Raw genomic sequence first — 26755 nt, 5'->3', positions numbered from 1 at the left:
CCGACCTCTTGGCTACTGGTGCCAGGTTCGTCAGCGTTCGCAGACGATGCCGTCCTTGTCCCGATCCCGGTACCAGCCGTACTCCGGATCCTTGCCCTGGATGTACGGCCCGTAACCCTGACGGATCGCCTCCTTGCAGGTCCCGAAGCGTGGGTCGGTCTTCGATTCCGTCTTGGGCTGGACGTCCGGTTGCGGCTTGGGTGCTGTGGTCCTGGCCGGCGGTGGCTTGGCTGCGGTCGTCTTGGGTGCGGTCGTCTTGGGTGCTGTCGTCTTGGGTGCCGGCTTCGGTTGCGTCGTCACTGTTGGCGCTTTGGTGGTGGCCGGCAATGGCGGAATGGGCTTCGGCTTGGGTGAGCTGTCCGGCCCGGGTGACGCGGCACGCTTGACCGTTTGAAGCGCCCCAGGTTCTCTGCCGCTCTCATACGGGTTGCGGCTCTCGGGTGAGGGTCGCGTAGTGGGCGGCCTCGAACTCGGCCGGGGTCATGTAGTCGAGGCTACTGTGCAGGCGCCGCTGGTTGTACCAGTCGACCCAGCCGGCGGTGGCGTACTCTACGTCGGCGATCGTCTTGTAGGGACCGTCGTGGAAGACCGTGGTGCGGATGCACTCGGTCTTGAACAGGCCGATGATCGTCTCCATCAGCGCGTTGTCGTAGGCATCGCCGACCGACCCGATCGAGGGGTGGATGCCCTCGAGCGCGAGGTGCTCGGTGTAGTGGATCGCGGTGTACTGTCGGCCGGCATCAGAGTGACAGATCAGCTCTTCGCGGGTGATCGGGGTGCCGTCGCGGCCGCGCTGCCACAACGCGATCCGCAGCGGGGTCATCACCAGGTCGACGTCGCGGACGGTCGCGGCGTGCCAGGCCACGATCTTCTGGGCGAACACATCGACGATGAAGGCGACATAGACCCAGCCGGCCCAGGTGCGGCAGTAGGTGAAGTCGGCGACCCAGACCCGGTTGGGGGCCGGGGCGGTGAAGTCGCGATCCAGCAGGTCCCCGGCGCGATTACCGTTCTTGGCCCGGGATCGTGGTGCGCAGCTTCTTGCTGCGGCGGATCCCGCTCAGTTGAAGGCTTCTCATCGCCCGATCGACGCTGCCCGGGGATGCCTCGGGCAGGTGCCGGCGGACCAGCGCGGTCATCTTGCGCCGACCGTAGAGGCCCTCGGGAGTCAGCTTGCGTCGGCCGTCGCGCTCATCGATGGTCCAGGCCAGGTCACGAATCTTGTCCTCGACGATCGCGTCAGTGATCGTCTGAGCAGCGATCCTCAGGTGAGCGCGTTTCCAGGCTCGGTAGGTCCGCGCGGCGACCTGGCAGCCCTGCTCACGCAGGACCCGGCAGATCGACTCGACCGCATGGCCTTGCTCGCGCATGGTGTCGATGAATCCCATGATCAGCGGCTGCGGGGGTCGAGCTCCCCCGCGAAGAAAGACGTGGCCGCGCGTAGGATCGCCACGTCCTCACGGAGCCGACGGTTCTCCGCCTTCAGCTTCTTGATCTCTTCGTTTTCCGTCGATGTGAGACCGGGCCGCAGACCCGAGTCGACCTCAGCTTGTCGCACCCAACGGCGAACAGACTCCTTGCCGATGCCGAGCTGCCGAGCCACCGCCTCACAGGCAGCGGTCAGCGACGGATACTCCTGCTGGTGCTCGGCGACCAGCCGGACAGCGCGAGCCTTGAGCTCGCCATCGATCTTCTTGGGCATGGACTGCATCCTTCCAACTCACAAAGATGCGGCATCAAACCTGGGGCGCTTCAGTTTGTCGTGTGGAAGGCGGGAGGCTTGCTGCCGGGGTGGGCGACGCTGGCCGCGTCGAGGAGACGGCGGCTGACGTTGCGGTGCTGGGTGACGGTGATGTTGGCGCGGAGGACGACGTGCTGTGCGACACCGCTGCCGCGGGGACCGGAACGGCGGCCATATCGGGCTGGGTCACGCTGGGCGAGACGGCCAGCGAGCCCAGACCGACGACGCCGGCACCCAGTCCGGCGCCCAGGGTCACCAGTGCTCGCTGCCAGCGAGCTCGGATGAACTGCCAGATCGCATACCCGAAGGGGATGAATCCGGCCACCCACAAGCCGAAGGCCGGCCAACCTGCGATCACTCCCACGGCGGTGAACGGCACGAAGATGCAGGCAGTGACGATCAACATCACCGTCATGCCCAAGCGACTGGGGGATGCTTTCGCCGTGCGGGATTCAGGCGCACTCCAACCACCAACACTGTTCATCAGGGGTCCTTGCTCACGTGCCATTGATGGGCGAATCATGACAGAAGCAGAAGAGAAGGGGAAATCCTCCTCGGCGCAGCCGTACAGAAGGGCGCCACAGCGACACACGTGGACGTATGTGTCGCAGACGTCGCTGTGGCGCCCCTTTGTACGACGAGGACCCGGTGTCCGGGCTCGCGACCGCGCGGCAAGGACCGGGCCGGGCACGCCCACCGACCGTCGACGGAGCTTCGGCTGACCGTCACGCCGCCGTTCGCCGCTGTTCACGGAACGCCCGTTGGCTGGCAGGCATGTCCGAACCCACCCTTCCAGACCGGTTGAGCACTGCGACCCGCCGCCGGTTCCTCACCGTCACCGGCGGCGCCGCCGCCCTGGCTGTCGCCGGTGCCCTGCCCGGCATCACCTCCGCCACTGCCTACTCGGTGGCCTCGCCACGGATCGACCCGTTCACCCTGGGCGTCGCCTCCGGTGACCCGCTGCCCGACGGCGTCGTGCTGTGGACCCGGCTCGCCCCGGACCCGCTGATGCCGTTCGGCGGCATGGACCGGCACCGCTCGTACCAGGTGCGCTGGGAGATCGCCCACGACGAGAACTTCCGCCACATCGCCCGGACCGGCCGTGCCACGGCAGCCCCGGAGTACGGCCACTCGGTCCACGTCGACGTCCGTGGCCTCGAGCCGGCCCGGGAGTACTTCTACCGCTTCCGCAGCGGCCGCCACATCAGCCCGACCGGGCGAACGAAGACGGCACCAGCACTCGGCCAGTTGGCCGCCGGCATGACGATGGCGTTCGCCTCCTGCCAGGCGTCGTGGGAGGGCTGGTTCACCGCCCACCGCGACCTCGCCGCCCGCCGCCACGACGTGGTGCTGTTCCTGGGCGACTACATCTACGAGTTCGGCAACGACCGCGGCGTCCGGCCCGGCGACGACGACCTGCTGCGTACCCGGCAGACGGTCACCCTCGACGAGTACCGGCAGCGGTACGCCTACTACAAGACCGATCCCGACCTGCAGGCCGCACACCAGTCCGCTCCGTGGATCGTGGTGTACGACGACCACGAGGTGGTCAACAACTGGGCCGACATGAACGCCGGCGCCACCCCGGCCGACGAGTTCCTGGTCCGGCGGGCCAACGGGCTGCGGGCGTACTGGGAGAACATGCCACTGCGCATCCCGCAACGCCCGGTCGGCCCCGACATGCAGCTCTACCGGCGCCTGCAGTACGGCCAACTGGCCGACTTCTCGATGCTCGACACGCGCCAGTACCGCAGCAAGCAGGCCCCCGGCTCGGCGCCGAACCCGACCACCGAGGACCCCTCGCGCACCATGCTCGGCCATGAGCAGGAGGCCTGGCTGCTCGACGGGCTCGCCGCCTCTTCGGCGACCTGGAAGGTGATGGGCCACCAGACCGCGATCACCTTGCTGGACAGGGATCCCACCGAGGGCATCGACGCACCGACCGACCCGTGGGACGGCTACGGCGCCTCTCGTGACCGGCTGCTCGGCGGCATCGACGAGCGCGGTGTCAGCAACGTGGTCAGCGTGGCGGGCGACTTGCACCGGACGGTCGTCAGCGACCTCGCCCTCGACTTCGGCGACCCCGACTCCACGGTGGTCGCCACCGAGTTCGTCGGCACCTCGATCTCGTCCGCCCAGGACGGCGAAGACCTCGACCCGGGCGGCCAGGTGCTGCTCGACCAGAACCCGCACATGAAGTTCGGCAACTTCCAACGGGGCTATGTCAGCTGCACCGTCACTCCCGAGCTGTGGCTCTCGGAGTTCCGGGTCTGCGACCGGGTCGTCGTCCCCGACGGCACCGTCAGCACCCGCACCACCTTGGCCGTCGAGAACGGCGTCGCCGCCATCCAACAGGCCTGAGAGGAACACCGACATGAAACAGAAGATCTTGACCGCTGCCGCCGTCGCCCTGGTCGCTGGGGTGTCGCTCAGCACCACGGTGCCCGGGGTCGACGCCCGGCCGAACGCCAAGCCCGCCACGGGTGTGGAGCTCTCGGTCACTCCGGGCGAGCTGACCGTGACGGGGTTGCCCTGCCTGCCCGGTCAGCTCGAGGTGGCGATGACCAACACCGGCTCGGAGCCGGTCTTCGCCGACACCGTCCTCGGTGCGGCCAAGCCGATCACGTTGTCGGACACGGTGTTCTCCAGCTACCTGCCGGCCGCCGACCCGGACCAGCGGGTCGCGAAGACATTCGAGGTGCAGGCACCGCGCGGGACTGCCGCGGGCACGTACGACATCACCGTCACCACCGGGGAACGCGGCCACGAGCAGACCAAGACGGTTCCGGTCACCGTGACGGCCGCACCACAGCCCGGCCCGGGTACGAACCTGGCGTACGGCGAGCAGGCCATCGCCTCGTCCACCCACGGCAACTTCCAGCTCTGCGGCCCCGTGGACGGTGACCGCGAGGACTCCCATTGGGAGGAGACCGGCTGGAACGACGGCACCCGGGCGGTGTTCCCGGACTGGTGGGGCGTGCAGTGGGAGGGCCCGCAGACCATCGACCGGGTGGAGTTCTGGACCAAGGCGCCGGGCGAGACGAACGGCATCCGCGACTTCGAGATCCAGGTCCGTGACGGTGAGGCGTGGCGGACGGTGGCCGAGCAGACCGGCAACGACCAGATCCACGTCGTCACCACGTTCCCGGCGCAGCGGACCGACGCCGTGCGGATCCTGATCACCGATGCGGGTAGCAACTACTCCCGACTGCTCGAATTCGAGGTGTACGGCCCGGCCACCTGACCGACGCCCGTCGAGCTCCACCCGCCGGTCGAGCTTGTCGAGTTCCATCCGTCCGTCGAGCTCGTCGAGACGCCCTCAGCGCGTTGGCTGCACGGGCTCGGCCTGCGCCCAGCCCACGTCGGTCCGGGCGAGGTGCCGCGACCGCAGGCCGAACGGCTCGGGGGCGACGACGGCTCGCCCGTCCCACAGCTCCATCGACTCGGCCACGCACTCGACAACCACGAAGGCTGCCGACTCCGGGCCGGCCGGCCAGAAGGCGGTCCAGAACGGCATGAACCAACGCCGCTTGGTGGCCAGGTCTGTCACCAGCCGGGCGGAGCAGTCCACTGAGACGCTGCGGGACCGGGCGTCGTCGGAGTACACCAGCAGGCAGCGACCCGTGCGGGCGATGTCGTGTGCCTTCCGTGAGTCGGGGTCGGTGCCGAACCTGATCACCCAGTCGCCGTCGGGATGCCATGGCTGCACGACGCGTGCCACCGGCGTCCCGGTCTGGGACATGGTCACCACCAGGCAGTTCTGCTTCGACCGGATCAGGTCGCGGGCTGCATCGATCGCACCGTCGACCGAGTCGTCGTGGTGCCGCATCGCCCAGCGCCGGTACGTCAATCCGCCGCGGCTCGACACGGCGCGCCGGAACCTCTTGAGCCGGTCGCGGACCGGTGTTGCCATCGGGCTCATCTCCTCGAGTGGATGCGTCCGAACCAGTCTCGCCCCGGCCGGCCTGCTGCACGAGCCCCCGTGACCTTGATGCCCACCTGAATCAACCCTGACCCTGACGCGACCTGTCCCCGAGGACCGGCTGCGGCGACTGCGCCCGCCCTGCCTTACCCAAAATGCCCTTGTGCCATACGATCGAGGAATCCTCGCGGGGCCGCGTGTCGGCATCACATCTGGCGCCGCGTCGTTACCAGTGAGGGAGTGCGTCGTGGCTGAGACCGTGGCGGTGACCGAGGACGTGGCGCCGCAGGTGCGCCCCCTCACCGCAAAGAACTACCTCGCCTACGCGGCCGGAGATGCGGCCGGCAACGTCTGCTTCACGATGGCCGGGATGTTCTTGATCTTGTACTACACCAACGTGATCGGCATCGCCGGTGGCGTGATCGGCACCATGTTCCTCGCGCTGCGCTTCATCGATTCGGTCAGCGACCTGGTGATGGGTCGCATCATCGACATGAAGAAGCCGGGCAAGCTCGGCAAGTTCCGCCCGATCATCCTCTGGTTCTTCGGCCCCCTGCTGATCATGAACTGGCTGATGTACGCGGCGGCGTTGATCTTTCCCAACCAGAGCACGGCTTTCCACACCGTCTACATGTACGTCACGTACTTCTTGATGGGCTCGGTCTTCTACACCATCGTCAACATCGCGTACGGGGCGATGGCGCCATCGCTGACCCAGGTGCCGACCGAACGCGGCAAGCTCGCCAGCTTCCGGATGTACGGTGCGGCGGCGATGATCCTCGCACTGTCATGGTTGATCGCGCCGCAGATCGATCGGTTCGAGGGTGACGCCCAGGGGCTGCAGAACGCCCTCGCGCTCACCGTCGGCCTGATCTCGGTCGTCGCAGCCCTGCTGTATCTGTTCATGGTGTGGGGCACCCGCGAGCAGGTCTACCGCGACCCGGAGCCGGTGTCGGTCAAGGAGAGCTTCGGTGCGCTGCTGCTCAACCGGCCGCTGCAGATCCTGTCACTGGGCTCGGTCGGATTCCTGACCGGCATGACGGTGCTGAGCACCCTCGGGTCGTACGTCGCGCTGTACGGCCAGCGCTCCGGGACCTACATCGCCGTCAACGCCACCGCGCAGACCGCTGCACTGTTCGTCGTCGCACCGCTGGTGCCGGTGATGGTGCGCACCATCGGCAAGAAGATGGGCTTCATCCTGGTCGGGTTCGCCATGTACGTCGGGGCCGCCATCTTGATCTTCAGCCCGTTGGAGACGCTGCCGTGGCTCGGCTCGGTCGCGTTCTTCGTGATGGGCATCGGGGTCTACGGCACGAACACCTTGATGTGGGCCCTCGAGGCCGACTGCGTCGAGTACGGCGAGTGGAAGATCGGCAAGCGGACCGAGGGCACCACGTACGCGGTGTTCTCGTTCATGCGCAAGATGGGCCAGGCCCTGGGCGGCTTCATCGGCGGGTGGGCGCTGGTCTGGGCCGGGTTCGTCGCCGAGGACGTTGCCGCCGGCGCCCCGGTCTCGGCGGAGGTGGCGGGCAACATCGTTCTGTGGGCCGTCGTGTTCGTGGCCGGGGCCACACTGTTCGGGCAGATCGTGATGTGGTTCTACCCGCTCACCGAGGCGCGATTCCAGGAGATCGTCGCCGAAATCCAGACCCGGCGGACCGAGCGGCTCCAGCGGCAGACGGATCGCTGACGCCGCCGTCGGGGTCCGACGGCTGGTTGGGCCCAATGGGTTGCGCCCAATGGGTTGGACCCAATGGGTTGGACCCGACGGGTTGGGTGAAGTGGGTGCGGCGACCTACCATCGCCGCCATGACTTTCCGACGCCTCACCCGTCGGGGCGTGCTCGCCGCGGCAGCAGCCCTGGTGGCGGCGTGTACGCCCGAACCGGCTGCGCCACCCCCACCGTCCTCACCGACTCCCACTCCCACACCCACCCCGACCCCGACTCCCACGCCGACCCCCACGCCGACGCCCACCCCGACACCCCCGGCCGTGCGGACCGAGGGACTGGACGGCGAACTCACCCAGGTGGCGACGGCGCTGTACGACGGCGGCACGATCCGGACCTCGAAGGCGGCCGAGGTCCTGCAGCAGCGTGGCCGGCCGAAGGCGCCGGTGACCGTCACCGGGAGCCGCGGCGACTGGCACGGCACCCCGGTCGCCTGCCTCAGTCAGGGCCCGGACCGGTCCCTGCTGCTCAAGGACTCCGGCGGCTGGCTGGTCGTCGCCGGCTGGTGGCCGAGCCTGGGCATGCCGACGCCACGGCTCGGCGGTCGGCAGTTCGTCCTGCTGCTCGGGTCGGACGCGCGGGAGCAGGACGGGCAGTCGGTCACGCGCAGCCGGGCCGACGCCATTCAGGTGCTGGCCGTCGACGGCCGCGGTTCGGCCGCGCTGGTCGGCCTGCCGCGCGACTCCTGGGTCTCGATCGCGGGCGGCGGGAGCGGCAAGCTGAACAGTGCGATGGCGTTGCGCGGGCCGGACGCCCAACGCGCCACCGTCGCCGCCCTCATCGGCAGCCAGCTGCCACATCACCTGGTGATGGGGTTCAACGGCTTCCGTGGCCTGGTCCGCGCCCTCGGCACGGTGACCGTCCACTCCAAGCACGCGATGCCCAACCGGGGCATCGGCACGGGCAACATCACCCTCAACGAGCACAAGGCGCTCTGGTTCGCCCGTGAGCGCAAATCGTTGCCGGGTGGCGACTTCGACCGGTCGGCCAACCAGCAGGAGCTGCTGGTCGCGCTCGGCCTGACCGTCCGCGGGCGCGATCCCCGGCAGTTCGGGCCGCTGGTCACCACCATGTCGAAGCTGACCACCACCAACCTGCCGGCCGAGGCCGCGCTGCAGTTCGCCGGCCACGGGCTCAGCCTGAAACCGACCGCGGTCGCCCGGGCCGTGGCCAAGGGCGGCTTCGGCACCCGCGGTGGACAGTCGGTGGTGCTGCTCGGCTCCGGGGCCAAGTCGCTGTTCGCCGACCTCCGCGACGGCAGGCTCCACAACTGACGAGGCTCAGCCGGGCACGACCCGGTACGTGCCGTACGTGATCGAGCCGGCCGGATTGGTGATCGACACCTCCAGCCACGGCATCTCCGGGTCCAGATCGGCCGGTCGGGCCAGCGGTGCGGTCAGCGCCTGGACGCCGATCGCCATCGTGTCGGCGTGCTGCCGACCGTACGTGGGGTGCCAGCGCAGCTCGGAGCGCGAGAAGTGCTGCTCCCGTACGGATCCGTCGGTGCTGCGGTACGAGATCGTGGCGGTCGCCCGGCCGAGGTCGTACCCGGTGATCAACACCCCCGCGCGGGACCGCGACGAACCGTCGACCCAGGCCGCCGAGTTGGGGATCGGACGCCCCTCGGCCGCCAACAGCTGGTCGACCAGGCTGGGGATGCCGGGGTTGGTGCAGGTGGCGATCCGGTCGTACATGAACGCGATCACCTTGGTCGCGTGGTTGCCGGCGACACTGACCTGCTTGCTCACCTGATCCCAGGTGGCTGCGATGCTGCCCGTACTGGGGTCGCAGGCCGTCTGGCCCTCGCCGACGCCACGGCGCATCAGCTCGATGTTGTACCAGAGTTCGGCGTCGGGGTTGGCGAGCTCGGCCCGGCCGGCCGCCGCACTGCTGTAGTACTCGCCGGTGGTGCCGCGGTACGCCTCGCGATAGGTGACCTCACCGACCAGCGGCCACAGCTGCGGATCGACGATGTTGTCGATCTCGTCGGGGAAGTACGCCCCGACCTTCGACGTGCCCCGCCCATCCTGCGGAGCGATGTTGATCGCGGTGCCAGCCGGGGCGGTGTTGGCCATGCGGATGAAGGCGGTCCGCGACATCTCGATCGGCACCCCCATGTGGGGCCGCGCGTCGACGTACGGACTGATGGTGATCGACTTGCCGGGCAGCAGGTCCGCCGCCAGGTGGTGCTGCACGGTGTACAGGTCGTAGCCGGCATCCCAAGCAGCGTTGGACTTCATCGGGATCTCGGTCGACTGGTACACCCCGACGAACGAGGGATGATCGGCGTGCGAGACGGCCCAGTCACGGAACAGTCGCGCGCTGAACAGTCCGGTCACCCCGAGCAACGCCCCGTCGGGCAGCCACGCGGCCTTCGGGTCCTTGCCCGGTACCGGCATCCCGATGTGGAACTCCAGGCCCATCCGGTCGGCGGCGGCCAACATCGACTCGGTCGGGTCGGGAGCATCGACCGCCCCGTTGCGGATCAGCACCAGGTCGTACGAGGAGTGCTCGGCCGTGCAGTCGGTGTCCTCGGCCCCGTCAGCGGGCAGCAGCAGTCGCTGGTAGCGGATGCCGTTGTTGATCACCTCGGCGTCACGGCCGTTCTCGGTGCACCGCAGGGTCTGCTCACCCAGCCGCTCGGGAGAGGAGTAGCGCAGCACCCGATCGACGGTCGCTCCGGGAACCGCATTGCGGGCAGCCCGGACACAGGTCACCCCACCCTCGAGGCAGTCGGTCCACTGCGGATCGGGGGAGCCGTCGGACCCCAGCACCCGGCCCGTCTCGTCCACCTCGACCAGGCGCAGGTTGTGGCCGAAGGTGATGACGGTGTCGCCGCCGACGGCGCGGATCCCGGCCATCTTCTGCAGTGCGTCGCAGTAGTCGGAGTCGTAGAGCACGAAGTAGCCGGTGATCGGCGACGACGCCTTCGGCCCGGCCGGCGGCAGCGCACAGTTGTCCGGCATCCCCGGCGGTGCCGCACCCTCCTCGGCCACGGCCGGACGCGGGCTGGCGGTGAGCGTGCTGAGGACCATCAGCAGCGACACCACGACGGTCACGGCCGTTCGGGCGGTGCCGATCCTTGGGCGGGTGGGACGGTGGCTGGGCATCGGTGCTCCTTCGTGCGGGCTGGGGGACAGCACAAGAGATGGCAAGCCAACCGGTTGCGGAGGGAGCCGTCAAGACCCACCGTCGAGACGCCCCGTACGCCCGCCGAGACGCCCCACAACGCCCGTCGAGCTCGTCGACACGTCCGCCTCACCGCGGACACCGGCTGACGCCTGGCGTTCGGTGGAGTTGAATGTCGGTGTCTCGGGGACGTCGAACCACAGGGAGTCGTGGTCATGCCGGAGTTGTCAACGTCCACGCCAACCGCGGTGGGTGCACCCCGCGTACGGCTCGTCGTCCTCGTCGGTGCCGCCGTCGCGGTCCTGCTGACGGTGCTCGCGGTGCCCGCCGTCGCCGCCAGCCCGATTGCGCAGCGGTACGCCCAGCTCGGCGGGTCGTCGGGGATCCTGGGCGCCCCGGTGAACAACGAACAGTGCGGGCTGGTGCGGGGCGGCTGCTTCCGGCACTACCAGCACGGCTCGATCTACTGGACCGCCGACACCGGGGCGAAGTGGACCCGCGGGGCGATCAAGAACACCTGGCGCAGCACCGGATGGGAGCTGGGCGTGCTCGGCTACCCGACCACCGACGAGAACTGCGGGCTGACCGGCGGCGGCTGCTATCAGCACTTCGAGGGCGGCAGCATCCACTACGCCCCCGGGATCGGCGCACACTGGTCCCGTGGCGGCATCCGGAGCCTGTGGGGCAGTACCGGCTGGGAGCGGGGCCTGCTCGGCTACCCGACCACCAGCGAGCGCTGCGGATTGGTCAACAGCGGTTGCTACCAGCACTTCCAGAAGGGCAGCGTTTACTGGTCCCCGGGCACCGGGGCGCACTGGATCCGCGGCTCGATCCGCAACACGTGGTCGTCGTTGGGGTGGGAGCGGAGCTACCTGCGCTACCCGACCAGCAACGAGGTGTGCTCCGGGACCGAGTGCCACCAGACCTTCACCGGTGGCCGGATGGACTGGACCCGCAGCACGGGGGTCACGACGGTGACCACGCCGTCGTTGGGCCGGAGCACCCCGGCACATTCCACCGCCTGGCGTTCGTGCACGGCGACCGTGGCCGGCAAGCGGGTCGACGTGTCGGCGAGCCAACGGACGGTGATGATCGTCGACCAGACGTCGAAGACCTACGCCACCTTCAGCCACCTCACCCGGACGAACACCAACTGTGGCTTCCTGCGGGTCGTGTACACCACCGCCCGGCTGGGCTACGGCGGCACCGTGTGGTGGTCGGACCGGAGGCAGAACACCGGGACCACGCCGCGCGGCTCGTTCCTGATGACCGAGTCGTTCGGCAACGGGTCCGCACCGACCACCCAGATGCCGTACCGGGTGACGACCAACGACGACTACTGGGTGCTGGACCAGAAGGCGGCGCTGTCGATCTACAACGAACCCCGCAAGGGCTCGGCGGGCGGCTTCGACAAGCACGAGGCCGAACGGCTGCGCGACTTCACCACCCAGTACCGGCTCGCCGTCGTGTTCGACTTCAACCGCAAGTCCAACCCGAAGGTGATGGGCCGGGGCGGTGGCATCTTCCTGCACGTGCACGGATCGGGCGCCACCGCCGGCTGCGTCTCGGTCACCCTGACCGAGATGCAGATCGTGATGCGCTACCTGAAGGCCGGCGACAAGGTCGTGATCACCACCTGACCGCCGGCGCCCTGGAGCCGCCACACGCCCGTCGAGCTCGTCGAGACGTCGCAGCCCCGAGAAATCACGGGAGGCTCGTAAAGTTGGGCGCCACAGCGACGTCGGCGACACATGCGTCCAGCTGTGTCGCTGTGGCGCCCATCTTCACGGGCGTTCCGGTGACACCGACGGCCGGGACCGCACCGACACCGCCCCTGTTCTTCCGCTACACCCTCGAATGGACCCGACCCGGTCGGTGACGCGGCCCCCGGGTCAGCCCGGCGGTTCCGGCGGGAACAGGGTGTCCTTGCCCTCCAGGTCCAGCAGGTACCGCTTCCGCGGGATGCCGCCGGCGAAGCCGGTCATGCTGCCGTCGGCCCCGACCACCCGGTGGCACGGGATGATGATCGAGATCGGGTTGTGGCCCACCGCCTGCCCGACCGATTGGGCCAGCGCCCGATCGCCGAGCTCGACGGCCAGTTCGCCGTACGTGATCCGCCCGCCGTACGGGATCTCCACCAACCGCCGCCAGACCCGTTCGTGCAGGTCCGGCCCGGTCGGGGCGAGCGGGAAGTCGAACGCGGTCCGCTCGCCGGCGAAGTACTCACCGAGCTGGGAGGCGGCCGACCCGAACAGGGCGTCGCCCGCGACCCGCTCGCCGATCCGGTCCGGCGGGTATTGATGCGGGGTGAAGTAGCAGCCGCTCAGGGACTCCGCGTCGGCGACCAGCATCAGGGGTCCGACGGGCGAGTCGATCACGGTGTGCCTGGTCATGTCAGCAATGATCGTACGGCCGGGTGGCGTCGGCTACGTGTCCAACCGGACAAGGAATCTGCGCAGCTCGGTCCGGAACCGCTCGCCTGCCTCCAGCTGCGCCCAGTGCCCGCAGTCGGGGACGAGGACCAGCTCGGCGTCAGGCATCCGTCGTGCCGCCTCGCGGGACCCCTCGGGCGGGACGAGCGGGTCGTCGGCGCCGTGGAAGAACAGCGCCGGTACGGTGATTCGCTCCACCACCGGTAGCAGGTTGTTCCGCATCGAGAGCGGGCCCAGCGAGGCCTGGTTGTACCGGCCGTACGCCATCCCCGCGTCCGGGAGCTGCGATTCGGCGACGAATTCCGCCACCACCTCCTCGGGAAGGGTCGCCGGGTCCTTGACCATGGCACGCAGGGCCCGGTCGACGTACCGGTTCGCGACCCGGGCGAGCGGGCGCAGCAGGACGTCGGGGAGGTGTGCTGCCAGCCAGGCGCCGAACTGGGCCGGCTTGTTGCGAAACACCCCCACCAACCCGCCCGGGGCGATCGCCACAACCCCGGCGACGAGTTCGGGATGCCGCAGCGCCAGCTGGAGCGCCACCTCCCCGCCCATCGACACCCCGACCACGGTCGCGGTGGAGATGTCGAGTTCGGCGGCCACCGCTGCGACAACGTCGGCCATCTGGTCCGCACCACCGACCGGAGTGACGTCGATGGAGCCGCCGAAACCGGGGAGGTCCGGCGCGATCACGGTACGGTCCTCGCCGAACGCCTCGAACATCTCGTACCAGGAGATCGCGGCGTTGTCGCTGCCGCCGCCGTGCACCAGCAACAGGGGTGTTCGATCGTGCGCCGGAGTCGCCGTCGAGGTCAGCACCCGGAGCTCGTTGCCGTCGACGGTGACGTGGGTCGTGGTGCTGCCGGGCGGGATGAGAGTCATCGGTGCCTCCGGTGCGGATGAGCGGTCCGCCCGGACGCTACCCGACGCGGCCGCCGACCCATCGTGCGCCTTCCCTCGGGGGCTCGACGGCGACCAACCCGACACGCAATGGACACAATGGTGTCCATGATGTCCCAGCCTGTAACGGAACCGTGACGTTGTTCCCCGTGTATATCGACGGCCCTGCCTTTGATTGGCGACACTGGCGTGCAGTCGTGAGCAGACGAGCTGGACACAATGGCAACCATCAGGTTCTTGGAGCAGGAGGACGAGCCGAGCCCATGGCAACACTCCAGGAGGACGCGGTGGTCGCGACGACCGACCCGGCACCGACGATCCCACCCGGCGATCACACCCCCGGTCACTGGGCCATGGGGTGGCGACGGTTCAAGCGGGACCGCTTCCTGGTGCTGATCGGCCTGCCGGGGATGGTGCTGCTGCTGGTGTTCCAGTACCTCCCGCTGCTGGGCACGATCATCGCCTTCAAGGACTACCAGCCCTACATCGGCATCCTCGACTCCCCGTGGGTCGGCCTGGAGAACTTCCGGGTGATCTTCAACGGCGACCCGTTGCTGATGAACGCCCTCAAGAACACCTTGATCATCTCGCTGATCCAGATCGTGATCGCCTTCCCGGTCCCGATCGCGTTGGCGCTGCTGCTGAACTCCCTGCTCAGCGAGAACATCAAGCGCGTCGTCCAGTCGGTGCTCTACCTCCCGCACTTCCTGTCCTGGGTCGTGATCGTGGCGATCTTCCAACACCTGTTGGGATCGGCCGGGTTGGTGAACACCGGACTGCGTGACCTGGGCCTGCCCACCCTGCAGCTGATCGGCAACCCCGACCTGTTCATCCCGTTGATCTCGGCGCAGGTGATCTGGAAGGACGCCGGCTGGGGCACCATCATCTTCCTGGCCGCACTGAGCCGGGTCGACGCATCGCTGTACGAGGCGGCCTCGGTGGACGGGGCCTCGCGGATGCGTCAGATGTGGCACGTCACCCTGCCGGCCATCCGCGGGGTGGCGGTGCTGCTGCTGATCCTCCGCCTCGGTGACGCGTTGACCGTCGGCTTCGAGCAGATCATCCTGCAGCAGCCGGCCGTGGGACTGGTCGCCTCCGAGGTGCTCGACACCTACGTCTACAACAACGGCATCATCGGCGGCGCCTGGGGCGTCGCCACGGCGGTCGGCCTGGTCAAGGCAGCCGTCGGCATCATCTTGATCCTGGGCGCCAACCGGTTGGCGCACGCCATGGGGGAATCGGGGCTGTACACACGTGGCTGAACACATCGTGGGCATGGAAAAGCCCAGTATCGGAGCCCGCGCCCTCAAGGGCGTGGTGCTGCTCGTCGCGGTGGCCCTGGTCATCATCCCGTTCCTGATGGTGGTCGCCACCAGCCTCGCCGACCAACGGCAGATCGCCGACGCCGGCGGGTACGTGCTGTGGCCGACCGCACCGTCCCTGGACGCCTACATCACCTTGTTGTCCGGCCAGTTGGTGCCCCGTGCGCTGTTGGTGTCACTGGGCGTCACCGTCGTCGGCACCCTCATCGCGGTCGCCGCCACCACGACGCTGGCCTACTCGTTGAGCCGACCCGGTTCCTGGGGCCACCGGCCGATCCTGTTCGGCGTCCTGCTCACCATGCTGCTGTCTCCGGGCATGATCCCGCTCTACCTGACCATCAAGGAACTCGGGCTGATCAACTCCTACTGGTCGTTGATCCTGCCGCCGGCCGTGACCGCCTTCCAGGTGATCATCGTGCGCGGCTTCTTCCTGGAGATCCCCGGCGAGATCATCGACGCCGCCCGGGTCGACGGCGCCTCGGAGTGGCGCATCTTCCTCACCATCGTGTTGCCGCTGTCGAAGGCGGTCGTGGCCGTGATCGGCCTGTTCAGCGCGGTGCAGTACTGGAACGCCTTCTTCAACGCGATGCTCTACCTCAACGACAACGAGAAGTGGCCGATCCAGCTGGTGCTGCGCACCTTCGTGGTGGACAACGCCACGATCGACGCCAGCGGCGCCACCGACCTGGGCATCGCGGCACCGCCGACCCAGGCGCTGCAGATGGCCATCGTGGTGGTGTCGATGTTGCCGATCGTGGTCGTCTACCCGTTCCTGCAGCGCCACTTCGCCAAGGGCATGATGATCGGCGCGGTGAAGGGCTGATCAGCCGAACGCGGACGGACCGGTCGACCAACTCGTGGACGAGCTGATCAACCGGTCCGACCCGCCGGCCTGCGTCACGCGTTGCCGGCGATCGCCTGCACCGACACCTGATGGGCGCCGTCCCACGAGGTGAAGGGGTGGTACGCCAACGCGAACCCGTCGGCCGGGTTCCCGGCCAGGCCGGGCTCCGTGGCTGGCCCGAGTTCCAACGTGGTGGTCGATCCGTCGGTGTGGTGCCCCTCGATCCGGTAGCCGTGACTCGAACCGTCGGGGTGGTGGACCACCGCGTACCGGCCCACCACGTCGGCCGGGAACGATCCCGACACCACGAGCGCGTTGCTCGCGTCACTGCCGGCGGTACGCAGCACACCGACCAACTCGCCGGTCAACTCGCCGGCGTCGCTGACCGCCACGCCGTCGTACTGCAGCGACGTGCCACCGACCAACCACAGTCGAGGCTGTCGGCCCTCCTCGAGCTGGACCACCCCACCGCGGCCGACCAGCTCGGCCCCACCGGCCGACACCGGCTGGCCCGTCGGACTGAGCAGGACCAGGTGCGTGGCACCGGAGGTGAACGTGATCCGCCACGCCGTGGCGTCGGCCGATCCGGTCAGCGGAAGCCGTTGCACAGCAGCGATCTCACTGGACCCACCGGCCGGCGTCGGCTCCATGATCGCCCGGAACTGACTGCTCAGTGCCGTGCCCTCGCGACGCAGCACCAGCTTGGGCATGGTGTACCGCGGCACCCCGGGTCCGTCCTCGGCGATGCTGTTGATGTCGCTGGGACGTCCCTCGAGCCGGGTGGCCCGCAGGCACTGCGACCGGCCGAGGAACAGCTCGTCCCCGTCCTCGGTCGCCAGGTGCACCCGGAGCCCGGCCCCGTACGGCTCGCCGGGGAAGCTCTCGGCGCTGCTGAAGTCGACGGTCGCCACCCCCGCCCCCGGGGTGCCATGCTTCACGTCGCGGACGTAGATGTAGCCGTAGTAGTGGCCCTCGGCGTCACCGGTGTCGGTCGCACTCGTCGGTGGCGTGACGACCACGCCCGGTGGCAGCAGGTGATCTCCGTAGTGCTCCAGCTGGACGTCGGTGCTGGCGGTCGACTCGGCGTTCGCGTCCCCGTTGAGGGTGTACTCGTGGCGGTCACCACCGGCCACCCGGAACAGGTCGACGTAGTAGCTGCGGTCGCGTCCCGGCACCTTGATCATCAGCAGGTCGCGGGCGTACTCCGACACCTGGTCGTACGCGCCGGCCTGCTCGGCACTGGCGAACTGCACCTCCGGGGTCACCATCAGCTCCCGCAACGACCCGCCGTGCTGGGCCTGTCCGGTGACGACCATGTCGGCGCCGTCGACGACGACGGTGTTGTGCGCCAGCTGCGACCGCGTCCACATCCGGTAGTTGGTGTGGGTGTAGCCGACGTCGGGCAGCAGTTCCTGGCCCTGGTCCCACAGACACAGGTTCAGTGCGTCCTGGTGGATGTGGCCGAGGTACTTGGGATGGAACTCCAGGTAGGCCGTGGCCGCGTCCGCGCCGTCGGCACCGGGGCGGGCCAGGCGGACGATCCCGCTCGCCGGCAGGTTCCACGTCCCCGAGCCCAGCTCCGGATCGGCCGGCAGCTGCGACGGCCAGGTGTCCTGCACGGGCAGCGCGCGACCGTTCGGGTAGGTCAGTCGGCCGGGCAGCCGCTCCACCTGCGCCAGCACCGGCAGCGTCGTCCGCAGGTCGGCGTCCTCGAGCCGCAGGCCGGTCCGCGGCGACACGTACCCGGTCGGGTCGGTCCAGCCGTCGATGGCGTCGATCGTGCCGAAGGTCCCGTCGGCCAACTGGATGTGGTACGACACCGTCTGCAGCAGGTGGAAGCCGTCGAACAGGAAGTTCTGGTCGACGAACTCGTTCAGCAGCTCGGTCGCCTTGTGGACGTGATCAGGATCAGGGATCGCCCGACCCATCAACGCCAGTCCGGTCCAGTTGGCGTAGTTGTAGTGGCTGGTCGGCAACGTGTCGATGAACGCGGTCGACGGGACGAACATCTCGTTGATCACGAACTGCTCGACGTCGACGCCCAGCTCGGCGGACAGGTCGTCGAAGGCGGAGGTGTCCTTGATCAACAGGTAGGCCCGCACCAGCTCACCGAGGTACCACAGTTCCGACTTGGACCAGCGCGCCCACACGCCGCCCCACGACGGGTACGGCGGCCCCGACTGCGGCGACACCGGGTAGTTGTGCCAGATGTAGTCGTTGGTGGGGACGTAGGTCCGGTACGCCTGCGCGAAGGCGTGGATGATCCGTGCGGTGCCCGCCGGGTCGGTCTCGGCGAGCTCCGGCAACGCCATCAGTACGTGTTGACGCTTCAGGTACCACAGGTGGGCACTGAAGAAGTAGCGACGCCCGTCGGCGTCCTCGTGGTACGGGTAGTTGACGGTGGTGTCGCCGACCGGGACCTCGATCGAGTGCGACTCCGGGTACTGCTCGTTCGGGTACGTGAGGGCACTGTGCGAGCTCGTCAGCACCGACGGGTTGGCCGGATCGAACGTGAACACGCGTTCGGGACGCAGCGACGGATCCTCCGGCAGCCCGCAGAAGTACATCCCGGACCGGTCCGGCACCATCTCCAACAGGGCAAGGGCTTCGGCCGACGGCTGCGCCGACACCGGCGTACGGGTGCCACCGCCGGCACCGGTGGGCAGGGTGGCGGCCGCGTACCGCACCCAGCCCTCCCGATCATGGTCGATGATCGTCGACCAGGTCGATCCGTCCGTGCCGGTGAGCGTGATCTGCAGGCTGTGCCGGCCGGGTTCGGTCATGGCCGGGTGGTCCACGTACACCGTCAGACCGCTGGCGTCGCCCCGCAGCGGGCGGCGTCGATGGCGTGCCGTACCGATCGGCGACCACTCCTGTCGCGGCTCGGCCCAGGCCAGCGCCACGTCGGCCACCGTGCACGGCGGCGCGGAGACGACGATGCTGTGCGAAGTCCGGTCGATCACGGTCGCCTCGACCAGGTCCGGTCGCCACGGCTCACCCCACCCCGAGGGCAGCGAGCGCAGGAAGATCCGCCCCAGCCGGTCCTCCTCGTGCAGCGGTGACAGCACCGTGAGCACGGTCTTTCCGGTGTCGGAGACCATCGCGCCACGCAGCGGCGTCCACGCCCAGGAAGGCCGGTCCCCGACGCCGTACAGGCCGATCGCGTTGAACGCCCACTCCTGGCCCGCCGTGCCGGTGGCGCCGCCGAACGAGTTGTAGGCGATCCCGAACTCGGCGGTGAACTCGCCTGCCGTGTCCGTCACGGCCGGGACGATCGTCCGGAACGTCCGGACCGTCGTCTCGCCCCAGGAGCCCTGCGGCGGGACGGCGGCCGAGCGGACCGGGATGATCAGCCGGAACAGGTCCGGCGAGGCGGGGGAGCGGAACAGCAGCTCGACGGTGTCGGGGCGTGCGGCTTCGGGTCGGCTGATCCGGAGCCGGAGGTGCAGCCGGGACGGCCCGGCCAGCACGGCCACCCCCACGTCGGGGGCGGACTCACCGGAGTGGAACTCCTCGAAGCCGACCAACTCGTCGGCAGCAGCCCAGTCGGCGGCCGGGAGACGGCCGTCCGCATCGGGCCCGTGGGCGGTCGACGCCGCGACCGCCCACCGATCGGCCGACAACCGCAGCGCGGGCGTGGCCGCGCCGGCGGGCGACGGGACACCGGCGACGCCGACTCCCGCCGCCACGCCGAGCCCTGCCGTACCGGCCAGCAAGGTCCGCCGGCTGACCGTGAAGGCGTTCACTGGTTGGCGTCCCGATCGGCGGTGTACTCCTCGCGGATCTTGTCGCCGCCGCTCTTGCGCCAGTTCTCGACCGCCTCGTCCCAGTCCGCCAGGGTGGCCCGGCCCTGGATCACGCTGTCGCGGACGTCGTTCAGCACCCGGGAGATGGCGGTGCCGGTGCGCTCGTCGGTCTGTGACGACAACGAGTCGACGGCGTTCAGCACACCGGTCGGCACGGTGGCCACCTGGTAGTCGTACTGCTCCTGGGCCGACTCGGGACGTCCGGGGGAGTAGAGCACCTGCGGCGGCCGGGCGGTGTAGCTGAGCGGGAGCCGCAACTCGGCGGCACCCTTCTCGTTGACGACCGGTTCGCCGTCGACGAACTCGAACTGCTCGCCCTCGACACCGTAGTTGCGCAGCAGCGACTGCTCGGTGCCGAACGGCGGCGACAGGAAGTTCAACACCGACAGCAGTTCCTGGACGCGTTCGGGCGATCCCTTCTTGATCGCCGTCATGCCGGCGGTGCCGTTGGTGAGGTGCTTGGTCGGGGTGGCACCGGCGAAGCCGAACGGCTTGATCATCCCGACCCGCAGCTCCGGGTTCGACTCGGCGTTCGCGTTCTGCACGATGTCGGCGAACCGGAAGCCGCCGCGGTTCATCACCGTGGTGCCGCTCGCGAACCACTCGACGTACGCCCCCGCGCCACCGAAGGCGTCCGGGTGGATGTAGCCCTCCTTCCACAGCCGGGCGGTGAACTCCAGCGCCTGTCGGGCACCCTCGGTCTCGGCGTAGTAGGTGAGCCTGCCGGTGTCGTCGGTGTCCCACTCGAAGGCCACGCCCAGGCACTCGCGGAAGTAGGGGTAGATCGTGGTGGCGCTGTTGAACGCCCACCGCTTCCCGGGCTCGGTCAACGCCTTGCACAGTTCGATGAACTCGTTCTCGTCCGACACCGCCGGGGAGACGCCGAGCTCGTCGAACACGTCACCGCGGGTGAACAGGATGTCGCCCACCGCGCCGGTGTGCTGCGGTACGCCCATGATCCGGCCGTTGAACATCACCGCCTGCCAGGAGTTCGTCGGGATGTTGGCCAGACCGGGGTACTTGCTGATCGCGTCGCCGCTGAGCTCGTCGGTCAGGTCGGCGAACTTCGCCTCCAGCATCTGTGACATCTGCGGGATGCTCTTGCGGCCCTTCACCTGCATCAGGTCGGGTCCGTCGTCGCCGGCGATCGCGACGGCCTGCTTGGCGGCCAGGTCGGCCAGCGGCACCATGTTGAAGTCGAGCTCGGTGCCCAGCTGCTTGTTGAGCTCTTGCCAGTAACGGTTCTCGGCGAGGACGGGTGGTGCCGCACCGTCGGTCTGGCTCAGGATCGTGACCGGCTCGATGCCCTCGGGGACCGACGTCTCGTACGTCGGCCGCTCGGCGGGGAAGGTCTTGAACATGGCCATCACGCCGTCGGCGGTGGCCTCGCCGTCGGGGGTGACACCCGGGAACGGGATGTACGCCGGAGCCTCGGCGGCCGCCTGTCCACCGGTGCCTCCGGAGCCACCGGAGCTCTCGCCGGGTGAACAGGCAGCGAGCCCTGCCGCCGCAGCGGTGAGCGACAACGATCCCAACAACAGCGAGCGGCGATTCATGAGAACTCCTTGGGTTCTTGCGGATGGTCGCCGGGCACGTGCCCGGACGTCTGAGGAAGGATCACCTGCACGCGATCGCGCAGGAGGTCGAGCAGGTCGGGGACATCGGTGTGGTGCAGCAGCAGGGCGATCTCGGCCTGGGGGGTGAAGGTGTCACCGACGGCGGCGCGGGCTGCCGGGTCGGTGAGGTCCAGCGACTCGGGAACGCGGTCCAGGACCAGGGTCGTCACGGTCGGGTCGAGCGCCGTGGCGATGACGGCCGGGGCGACCATCTCCCGGGTGGCGCGCAGCGTCAGGTCGGTGAGGCCGAACAGTTCCCGGACGGCACGGAGCCCGCGCAGGACGTCGAAGGTGCGCATCGCGCCCAGCGGCCGACCGAGCAGCGCTGCCCCACGGCGCAGGTGCCAGTCCTGGCGCGGATGCCAGGCCGTGTCGCCGGTGCCCCGGACCGCCAGCACCACGTCGTCGGCGTCCTCCTCGGTGAAGAGGTACGGCCAGGGGCGGTCGTCGTCACGGGACAACAACGTCACAACCCCGGCCGAGTGGTCATGATCAGGTTCGCGCCGGAACTGGCCGCCGATCCGCCAGTCGCGCTCGGTGACGAAGTCGAACGTGCGGTGGGCGACGGTTCCGCGCAGGTAGTGCCGGGTGACCTGCGCCTCGAGCGGTGCGGACAGGTCGGCGAAGCCGAAGCAGCGCTGGCGGATCCGGTCGGCCAGCACGGCGAGGTCATTCGGTGTCGTACGGGCCGGGCCGCGGGTCAGCCAGTCGGCGGTGGTGTCGTTGCGATGGTCCGGCCGCGCGCTGCCGTCGGCGAAGACGTACAGCTCGGGATGCGGCAGGTCGTCGTCGTCGATGTCGTCGATGTCGTCCGGGTTGGTGGCCGGTCGGCCCTGCAGGTGTTCGTCGAACCAGGCAAACGCCCGGCGGCGGGATGCCGGGGTGTACATGTGCGCCGCCTCGAACTGGAACACCTCGAGTGGCCACGGCTGCCCGGCCTCGCCGCGATACCAGTCGGCGAGGCGGTCGACGGTGTCGCGGACCGAGCCTTCCTCGTACACCGAGTCCCGCAGTGGCCCGAGCACGAGTGTCGGGCGTGGTGCCACCAACGCGTAGGTCTCGGCGAGCGGGCGGGCGTCCGGGTTCACCGGGAAGTAGCAGTCACAGTGGCTGTCGAGGGTGTGGTGCACCAGGTGGGACCGTTCGCCGCCGGTGCCCGACGACGTGACGACGGCCGCGATCCGTGGCTCCAGGGCGGCCAGCCACCAGCTGATCGCGCCGCCGCCGGAGTGGCCGGTGATGCCGATCCGATCGCCGTCGACCTCGGCGAGGTTGCTGAGCAGGTCGTACGCCCGCATCCCCATCCACGCCTCGGCGGCGGCCGAGGAGTAGCCGCGGCTGACCCAGTTGAACGCCTCCATCGAGTACAGGCCGTGGTGGTGCCCCGGGAGCTCCGGGTTGCGCAGGGTGTCGATGATCAGGCAGACGTAGCCGTGGCGGGCGAAGTGGCGGGCATGGGCCTGGTAGTGGCTCTTCTGCTCGGGGTGGTGACCGCACAGGTAGATGACACCCGGCCGTGGCTGGTCGGCGTGGTCCGACGGGCGGTAGAGATTGGCGGTGACGACCAACCCCGGGGAGGCCTCGAACCACAGCTTGTCGATCGTGTGGTCGCCCCGGTCGAGGGTGCCGGTGACGGTGCTGGACGGCGCTTCGTCCCGTTCGGCCAGGCGATGGGTGAGGCCCCAGGTGTCGAGGAGTTCGGCCCGCCGTTCGACCTGCCACTGCGTCACGTCGGCGCCCGTTCGGGGCAACGGGCACGTCTCGTGCTCCGTCGCACACGCGTCGAGGAAGGCCTTCATGTCCATGGGGACGTCGCTCCCGTTCCACCGCAACACTGCGCGGCGTGCTGCTCGGCCGATGTCGGTCAGTGCAGTGTGTGGGCCGTTCGAGCCCGGCGTCGAGACCGCATCTGGAGGTGTCGCGGTTTCGTTACGGCGCTCCTGATCGATGGACGCCATTGCGTCCATCGGCTGGGCAATGGGTGCAGAAATGCGCTTAGATGCCGGGCATGTCGACGATCGATGGGAGCAATAACACCTATGGGGGTGCGCTCACGCTGGGCATCGCGTCGTCGGTCCGGGAAGAGATCCTGAGCGGCAAGTGGCCACAGCACTCCCGGCTGCCCGCCGACGCCGCCCTCGCCCGCACCCTCGGGGTCGGGATGAACACCGTCCGCCGGGCGCTGTCGGTGCTGGTGGACGAGGGGCTCCTGGAGCGACGCCGCGGTTCGGGCACGTTCGTGGTGGGAGCACCCGCCCCGAGTCGGCAGACCAGGCTGATCGGACTGTTCGTGCCGAGTGTCCGGCGCTACTTCACCGACCTGGTGGCCGGTGTCGAGTCGGTGGTCCACGCCCGTGGCGGTCATCTGCTGTTGCAGTCCACCGAGTACAACCGGACCCGGGAGCGGCAGCAGATCGCGGAACTCCTCGAGCGCAAGCCGGACGGCCTGATCCTCACCCCGACCCTGGTCGGACTGGTCGACCCGGAGGACTACCTTCGCCAGCTCGAGTCGATCGAGTGCCCGGTGGTGCTGGCCGAGCGGGTGCCACCGCGGACGGCGGGGCGCTACCCGTACAGCCCGCTGTCGTACGCGACGACCGACACCCGACGTGGCGGACACCTGGCCGTGGAACACCTGTACGAGCAGGGATGTCGCCGGATCGGGCTGATGAGTTCCCGCAACACGCCGACCTCGGAGGGCCTGCACCAGGGCTTCATCGAGGCCGTGCACGCCTTCGACCTGAGTGCCGATCGCGCGATCGCGAGGTGGCCACCGTGCAGCCCGGACCGGATGGCGCAGTACATCGAGGAGTACGCCGAAATGGTGCACCGCAACGGGATCCAGGGCGTGGTGTGTCTGGACGACGGCCGCGCCAAGCAACTGGTGCCGCACCTGCGGGCCGCGGGTCTCGACATCCCGGGCGACGTGAAGCTGGTGGCGTTCGAGGACGAAGGGGTGCGTGACTCGGAGGTCCCGCTGACGTCGGTGGTCCCGGCGCGCCAGGAGGTGGGCCGACTGGCTGCGGAGATCCTGATGGGTCAACTCGACCGCGGGACCAGCGAACCCACCACCGAGGTGGTGGTCGCACCCGAGCTCGTGGTCCGCCGTTCGACGATGGTGTCAGCCTGAAGGGCCGTCCGACTACGCTGCCTCGATGACCTGGCGCCGACTGTTGATCTTGCTCGGCATCGTCGCCACGATCGTGCAGTGCTACGGGCTGTACGGCCCGGCCGGCACGCCGAGTGCGCCGGGACTACCGCTCGACAAGGTGGCCCACGTCCTCGGGTTCGCCCTTCCCGTGGGCCTGTTCGTGGCGGCCCGGATCGACTGGCGCTGGGTGGCCGCGGTCGCAGTCGGCCAAGCCCTGGTCAGCGAGTTCGTGCAGGGCGCTCTACTGTCCGAGCGGACCGCCGATCCGTTGGACCTGCTGGCCGACGTGATCGGGATCGTGCTGGGCGTCGCGGGTGGGCGCGTGAGCGCTCGGCGGATGGCCGGTAGACAGCCCGCGGACTCAGGCGACCTCGCTGAGCCGTGACAGCCCGATCACCAGGCTGGGAATGGCCGCGGCGAGGAAGATCGGCGCCGCGAGCGCACCGCACCAGAAGCTCGGCTCATTCTTCTCGTGGGGCAGCTTGAACGCTGCAAGGGCGGCGATGATGATCAAGCCGGTCACGACGTACATCACCGGGAGTTGGAAGACCCAGCCCATCGGCGCGAAGTGGATGCCGACGATGAGCAGCAGGGTCGGCGCGAACCACTTCATCTGGTCCCGGCGTTTCAGGACAATCGCCGCGACGACGGCTGCCACCAGCTCGAGGACACACATCACCAAGTAGGTCGTGAACGACGCCTCACCGAACACCATGGAACTGCCGCTCCCCCAGATCATGATGCCGTTGTAGAGCCCGATGCCCGCCACCGCGGCGCCGATGACGCTCATCCCTCCGAGGTAGATGCGGGCAGCGGTCGACGGTGGGCCCTCCTGGGCCCAGCCGCTCCAGACGAACGTGACGAACCCGAACAGGCCGGCGGTGAACAGCAGGTCTCGGACGAACTCGTGGGCCGCCCCCTTCATTCGGTCCGGTCGCTCTGTGAGTCGTCGGTTTCGATTTGATGGGTGCACTGCCGAGCGTACTCGGCCGGGGGTAGGTAGCCGAGCGATGAGTGCCGACGCTGATGGTTGTACTCGGTCTTCCAGTCGCCGATCACGACCTGAGCGTGCAGCAGTGAGTAGAAGCTGTTGATGTTGAGACACTCGTCGCGGAGGCGGCTGTTGAACGATTCGACGTATCCGTTGTGCCAGGGCGAGCCGGGCGGAATGTAGAACAGGCCGGTGCGGGTACCCGCCCAGTCGGCCATCGCGTCGCTGATGAACTCGGGCCCGTTGTCGCTGCGGAGCACACCCGGTGCTCCGCGGACGGCGACGAGCTCTTCGAGGTGGGCGGTGAGCCGGTCGGCGGTGATCGACCGCTCCACGAGCCCGCCGATGCATTCGCGGGTGTGCTCGTCGACGATGGAGCAGATCTTGATCGGGCAGCCCCGCTCGTCGGCGTCGAACTGGAAGTCCACCGCCCATACGAGGTTCGGTGCGACCGCCGCCGGGGCGTCGACGGTCGAGGATCCGACACGCTTGCGGCGTCGCCGCTGCGGGACGCGGAGGCCTTCGGCTCGCCAGAGGCCTTGGATCTTCTTGTGGTTCACCGCCCAGCCCTCACCCCGGGCGTCGTGATACGCCCCGCCGGTACCCGTAGCGGGGATGCTTCTTCGCCCACGCGCGCAGCCAGTCTCGCAACGCGCGATCAGGGTCGGCGACCGTGTCGCCCTTGAGCGGGCGACGGTACGCGGACCTGCTCAGCCCGGCCAGACGGCACGCCATCCGCTCGCTCACCTGCAGTGTCCTGATCAGGTGCGAGACGGCGGCGCGGCGCCTGCCCGGGCCTAGAAGTTTCCCTCGGCCAGCTCCTTGAGCGCGGCCTTCTCCAGCTCCGCTTCGGCCAGCAATCGCTTGAGCGTGGCGTTCTGCTTCTCCAGCTCCTTGAGACGCTTCGCGTCGTCGGCCTTCAGTCCGCCGTACTGGTTACGCCACCGGTAATACGTCTGCTCGGATATCCCAAGCTCCCGACACACCGCGGCGATGTCGCTGCCGTCGGCGAGCATCCTGTCGGCCTGCCCGAGCTTGCGGACGACCTGCTCCGGGGTGTGACGCTTCCTGATGTTCGACATGATCTGACCAGTCTCCCTGCCCGCAACCACGGGCGACAGGACGACTCCCAGAACCACCGGACCTACAAAACGGGGTCAGCCCACTCGGTCTCG

Annotated in this window: 19 protein-coding genes, 2 pseudogenes and 1 other annotated feature; of the genes and pseudogenes, 9 read left to right on the top strand and 12 right to left on the bottom strand. The window is 68.9% G+C overall.

The window, feature by feature from the left end:
- Nucleotides 1-30 precede the first annotated feature (30 nt).
- The 3 genes and pseudogenes from ACQBAU_RS18440 to ACQBAU_RS18430 form a co-directional block, all read right to left on the bottom strand.
- Nucleotides 31-300 carry an excalibur calcium-binding domain-containing protein gene (locus ACQBAU_RS18440; RefSeq protein WP_465256847.1) on the bottom strand — a complete coding sequence of 90 codons (270 nt, stop codon included), beginning with the start codon at nt 298-300 and terminating at the stop codon, nt 31-33.
- Between the two features lie 118 nt (nt 301-418).
- Nucleotides 419-1702 (bottom strand): annotated as a pseudogene (locus ACQBAU_RS18435) (IS3 family transposase).
- Nucleotides 1299-1433: a sequence feature (AL1L pseudoknot), on the bottom strand. It overlaps the preceding pseudogene by 135 nt.
- Nucleotides 1703-1736: 34 nt before the next feature.
- Complete coding sequence (locus tag ACQBAU_RS18430) at nt 1737-2156, bottom strand: hypothetical protein (protein WP_465257167.1); 420 nt, start codon at nt 2154-2156, stop codon at nt 1737-1739.
- 359 nt (nt 2157-2515) lie between these two features.
- Between ACQBAU_RS18430 and ACQBAU_RS18425 the strand changes: the two genes are divergently transcribed.
- Together ACQBAU_RS18425 and ACQBAU_RS18420 are read left to right on the top strand one after the other, a co-directional pair.
- Nucleotides 2516-4102, top strand: coding sequence for an alkaline phosphatase D family protein (locus ACQBAU_RS18425; protein WP_465257168.1), 1587 nt, complete (start codon nt 2516-2518; stop codon nt 4100-4102).
- Between the two features lie 13 nt (nt 4103-4115).
- On the top strand, nt 4116-4985 hold the full coding sequence (locus tag ACQBAU_RS18420; RefSeq protein WP_465257169.1) for a discoidin domain-containing protein: 870 nt from the start codon (nt 4116-4118) through the stop codon (nt 4983-4985).
- Nucleotides 4986-5060: 75 nt separating this feature from the next.
- Here ACQBAU_RS18420 and ACQBAU_RS18415 read toward each other — a convergent pair whose 3' ends face one another.
- Complete coding sequence (locus tag ACQBAU_RS18415) at nt 5061-5654, bottom strand: pyridoxamine 5'-phosphate oxidase family protein (RefSeq protein WP_465257170.1); 594 nt, start codon at nt 5652-5654, stop codon at nt 5061-5063.
- Nucleotides 5655-5910: 256 nt separating this feature from the next.
- Here ACQBAU_RS18415 and ACQBAU_RS18410 point away from each other — a divergent pair, with 256 nt between their 5' ends.
- Together ACQBAU_RS18410 and ACQBAU_RS18405 are read left to right on the top strand one after the other, a co-directional pair.
- A complete protein-coding gene (locus tag ACQBAU_RS18410; RefSeq protein WP_465257171.1) occupies nt 5911-7353 on the top strand; it encodes a glycoside-pentoside-hexuronide (GPH):cation symporter in 1443 nt (480 codons plus the stop codon).
- Between the two features lie 119 nt (nt 7354-7472).
- Nucleotides 7473-8666, top strand: a complete 1194-nt coding sequence (locus ACQBAU_RS18405) for an LCP family protein (RefSeq protein WP_465257172.1) — start codon at nt 7473-7475, stop codon at nt 8664-8666.
- Between the two features lie 6 nt (nt 8667-8672).
- Here the strand turns inward: ACQBAU_RS18405 and ACQBAU_RS18400 are convergent, their stop codons facing one another.
- Nucleotides 8673-10502, bottom strand: a complete 1830-nt coding sequence (locus ACQBAU_RS18400; protein ID WP_465257173.1) for an alpha-amylase family protein — start codon at nt 10500-10502, stop codon at nt 8673-8675.
- A 234-nt stretch (nt 10503-10736) separates the two neighbouring features.
- Between ACQBAU_RS18400 and ACQBAU_RS18395 the strand changes: the two genes are divergently transcribed.
- Entirely contained in the window at nt 10737-12161 is a 1425-nt protein-coding gene (locus ACQBAU_RS18395) for a L,D-transpeptidase family protein (RefSeq protein WP_465257174.1), read from the top strand.
- Between the two features lie 252 nt (nt 12162-12413).
- Here ACQBAU_RS18395 and ACQBAU_RS18390 read toward each other — a convergent pair whose 3' ends face one another.
- Nucleotides 12414-12914 (bottom strand): methylated-DNA--[protein]-cysteine S-methyltransferase, encoded by a 501-nt coding sequence (locus ACQBAU_RS18390; RefSeq protein WP_465257175.1) that lies wholly within the window; start codon nt 12912-12914, stop codon nt 12414-12416.
- A 33-nt stretch (nt 12915-12947) separates the two neighbouring features.
- Nucleotides 12948-13832 (bottom strand): alpha/beta fold hydrolase, encoded by an 885-nt coding sequence (locus tag ACQBAU_RS18385; RefSeq protein WP_465257176.1) that lies wholly within the window; start codon nt 13830-13832, stop codon nt 12948-12950.
- Between the two features lie 281 nt (nt 13833-14113).
- Here ACQBAU_RS18385 and ACQBAU_RS18380 point away from each other — a divergent pair, with 281 nt between their 5' ends.
- Entirely contained in the window at nt 14114-15112 is a 999-nt protein-coding gene (locus ACQBAU_RS18380; protein WP_465257177.1) for an ABC transporter permease, read from the top strand.
- 13 nt (nt 15113-15125) lie between these two features.
- Nucleotides 15126-15995, top strand: coding sequence for a carbohydrate ABC transporter permease (locus ACQBAU_RS18375; RefSeq protein ID WP_465257178.1), 870 nt, complete (start codon nt 15126-15128; stop codon nt 15993-15995).
- Nucleotides 15996-16069: 74 nt separating this feature from the next.
- Here the strand turns inward: ACQBAU_RS18375 and ACQBAU_RS18370 are convergent, their stop codons facing one another.
- Genes ACQBAU_RS18370 through ACQBAU_RS18360 form a run of 3 tightly spaced genes read right to left on the bottom strand, consistent with a single transcriptional unit; the run spans nt 16070 to nt 23243 of the window.
- Nucleotides 16070-19762: a heparinase II/III domain-containing protein gene (locus ACQBAU_RS18370; protein ID WP_465257179.1), complete on the bottom strand. Its 3693-nt coding sequence runs from the start codon at nt 19760-19762 to the stop codon at nt 16070-16072.
- Nucleotides 19759-21378 (bottom strand): type 2 periplasmic-binding domain-containing protein, encoded by a 1620-nt coding sequence (locus tag ACQBAU_RS18365; protein ID WP_465257180.1) that lies wholly within the window; start codon nt 21376-21378, stop codon nt 19759-19761. Before ACQBAU_RS18365 ends, ACQBAU_RS18370 begins: the two co-directional genes overlap by 4 nt.
- The gene (locus tag ACQBAU_RS18360) at nt 21375-23243 is read right to left on the bottom strand and encodes an alpha/beta hydrolase family protein (RefSeq protein ID WP_465257181.1); all 1869 of its coding nucleotides are present in this window, start codon (nt 23241-23243) and stop codon (nt 21375-21377) included. Before ACQBAU_RS18360 ends, ACQBAU_RS18365 begins: the two co-directional genes overlap by 4 nt.
- 203 nt (nt 23244-23446) lie before the next feature.
- Between ACQBAU_RS18360 and ACQBAU_RS18355 the strand changes: the two genes are divergently transcribed.
- Both ACQBAU_RS18355 and ACQBAU_RS18350 read left to right on the top strand, forming a co-directional pair.
- Entirely contained in the window at nt 23447-24568 is a 1122-nt protein-coding gene (locus ACQBAU_RS18355; RefSeq protein WP_465257182.1) for a LacI family DNA-binding transcriptional regulator, read from the top strand.
- Between the two features lie 25 nt (nt 24569-24593).
- Nucleotides 24594-24974: a VanZ family protein gene (locus ACQBAU_RS18350; protein ID WP_465257183.1), complete on the top strand. Its 381-nt coding sequence runs from the start codon at nt 24594-24596 to the stop codon at nt 24972-24974.
- On the opposite strand, the gene ACQBAU_RS18345 is transcribed toward ACQBAU_RS18350, so the two are convergent.
- Together ACQBAU_RS18345 and ACQBAU_RS18340 are read right to left on the bottom strand one after the other, a co-directional pair.
- Entirely contained in the window at nt 24951-25514 is a 564-nt protein-coding gene (locus ACQBAU_RS18345) for a hypothetical protein (protein ID WP_465257184.1), read from the bottom strand. The genes ACQBAU_RS18350 and ACQBAU_RS18345 overlap by 24 nt on opposite strands.
- A pseudogene (locus ACQBAU_RS18340) lies at nt 25511-26662 on the bottom strand (IS3-like element ISPfr10 family transposase). The gene ACQBAU_RS18345 and the pseudogene ACQBAU_RS18340 overlap by 4 nt, the downstream one beginning before the upstream one ends.
- Nucleotides 26663-26755: the final 93 nt, after the last annotated feature.

This window comes from Carbonicoccus niuqiaonis (genome assembly GCF_050157065.1).
Taxonomy (GTDB): domain Bacteria; phylum Actinomycetota; class Actinomycetes; order Propionibacteriales; family Propionibacteriaceae; genus Avipropionibacterium.
This window is presented reverse-complemented; position numbering and strand designations above follow the sequence as displayed.

Excerpts from the sequence above, each read along its gene's own strand:
- ACQBAU_RS18425 (WP_465257168.1), top strand. The coding sequence starts at position 2,516 with ATGTCCGAACCCACCCTTCCAGACCGGTTGAGCACTGCGACCCGCCGC.
- ACQBAU_RS18360 (WP_465257181.1), bottom strand. The coding sequence starts at position 23,243 with ATGGACATGAAGGCCTTCCTCGACGCGTGTGCGACGGAGCACGAGACG.
- ACQBAU_RS18345 (WP_465257184.1), bottom strand. The coding sequence starts at position 25,514 with ATGAAGGGGGCGGCCCACGAGTTCGTCCGAGACCTGCTGTTCACCGCC.
- ACQBAU_RS18390 (WP_465257175.1), bottom strand. The coding sequence starts at position 12,914 with ATGACCAGGCACACCGTGATCGACTCGCCCGTCGGACCCCTGATGCTG.
- ACQBAU_RS18400 (WP_465257173.1), bottom strand. The coding sequence starts at position 10,502 with ATGCCCAGCCACCGTCCCACCCGCCCAAGGATCGGCACCGCCCGAACG.
- ACQBAU_RS18415 (WP_465257170.1), bottom strand. The coding sequence starts at position 5,654 with ATGGCAACACCGGTCCGCGACCGGCTCAAGAGGTTCCGGCGCGCCGTG.
- ACQBAU_RS18380 (WP_465257177.1), top strand. The coding sequence starts at position 14,114 with ATGGCAACACTCCAGGAGGACGCGGTGGTCGCGACGACCGACCCGGCA.
- ACQBAU_RS18385 (WP_465257176.1), bottom strand. The coding sequence starts at position 13,832 with ATGACTCTCATCCCGCCCGGCAGCACCACGACCCACGTCACCGTCGAC.
- ACQBAU_RS18405 (WP_465257172.1), top strand. The coding sequence starts at position 7,473 with ATGACTTTCCGACGCCTCACCCGTCGGGGCGTGCTCGCCGCGGCAGCA.
- ACQBAU_RS18355 (WP_465257182.1), top strand. The coding sequence starts at position 23,447 with ATGTCGACGATCGATGGGAGCAATAACACCTATGGGGGTGCGCTCACG.
- ACQBAU_RS18395 (WP_465257174.1), top strand. The coding sequence starts at position 10,737 with ATGCCGGAGTTGTCAACGTCCACGCCAACCGCGGTGGGTGCACCCCGC.
- ACQBAU_RS18375 (WP_465257178.1), top strand. The coding sequence starts at position 15,126 with ATGGAAAAGCCCAGTATCGGAGCCCGCGCCCTCAAGGGCGTGGTGCTG.
- ACQBAU_RS18420 (WP_465257169.1), top strand. The coding sequence starts at position 4,116 with ATGAAACAGAAGATCTTGACCGCTGCCGCCGTCGCCCTGGTCGCTGGG.
- ACQBAU_RS18365 (WP_465257180.1), bottom strand. The coding sequence starts at position 21,378 with ATGAATCGCCGCTCGCTGTTGTTGGGATCGTTGTCGCTCACCGCTGCG.
- ACQBAU_RS18350 (WP_465257183.1), top strand. The coding sequence starts at position 24,594 with ATGACCTGGCGCCGACTGTTGATCTTGCTCGGCATCGTCGCCACGATC.
- ACQBAU_RS18430 (WP_465257167.1), bottom strand. The coding sequence starts at position 2,156 with ATGACGGTGATGTTGATCGTCACTGCCTGCATCTTCGTGCCGTTCACC.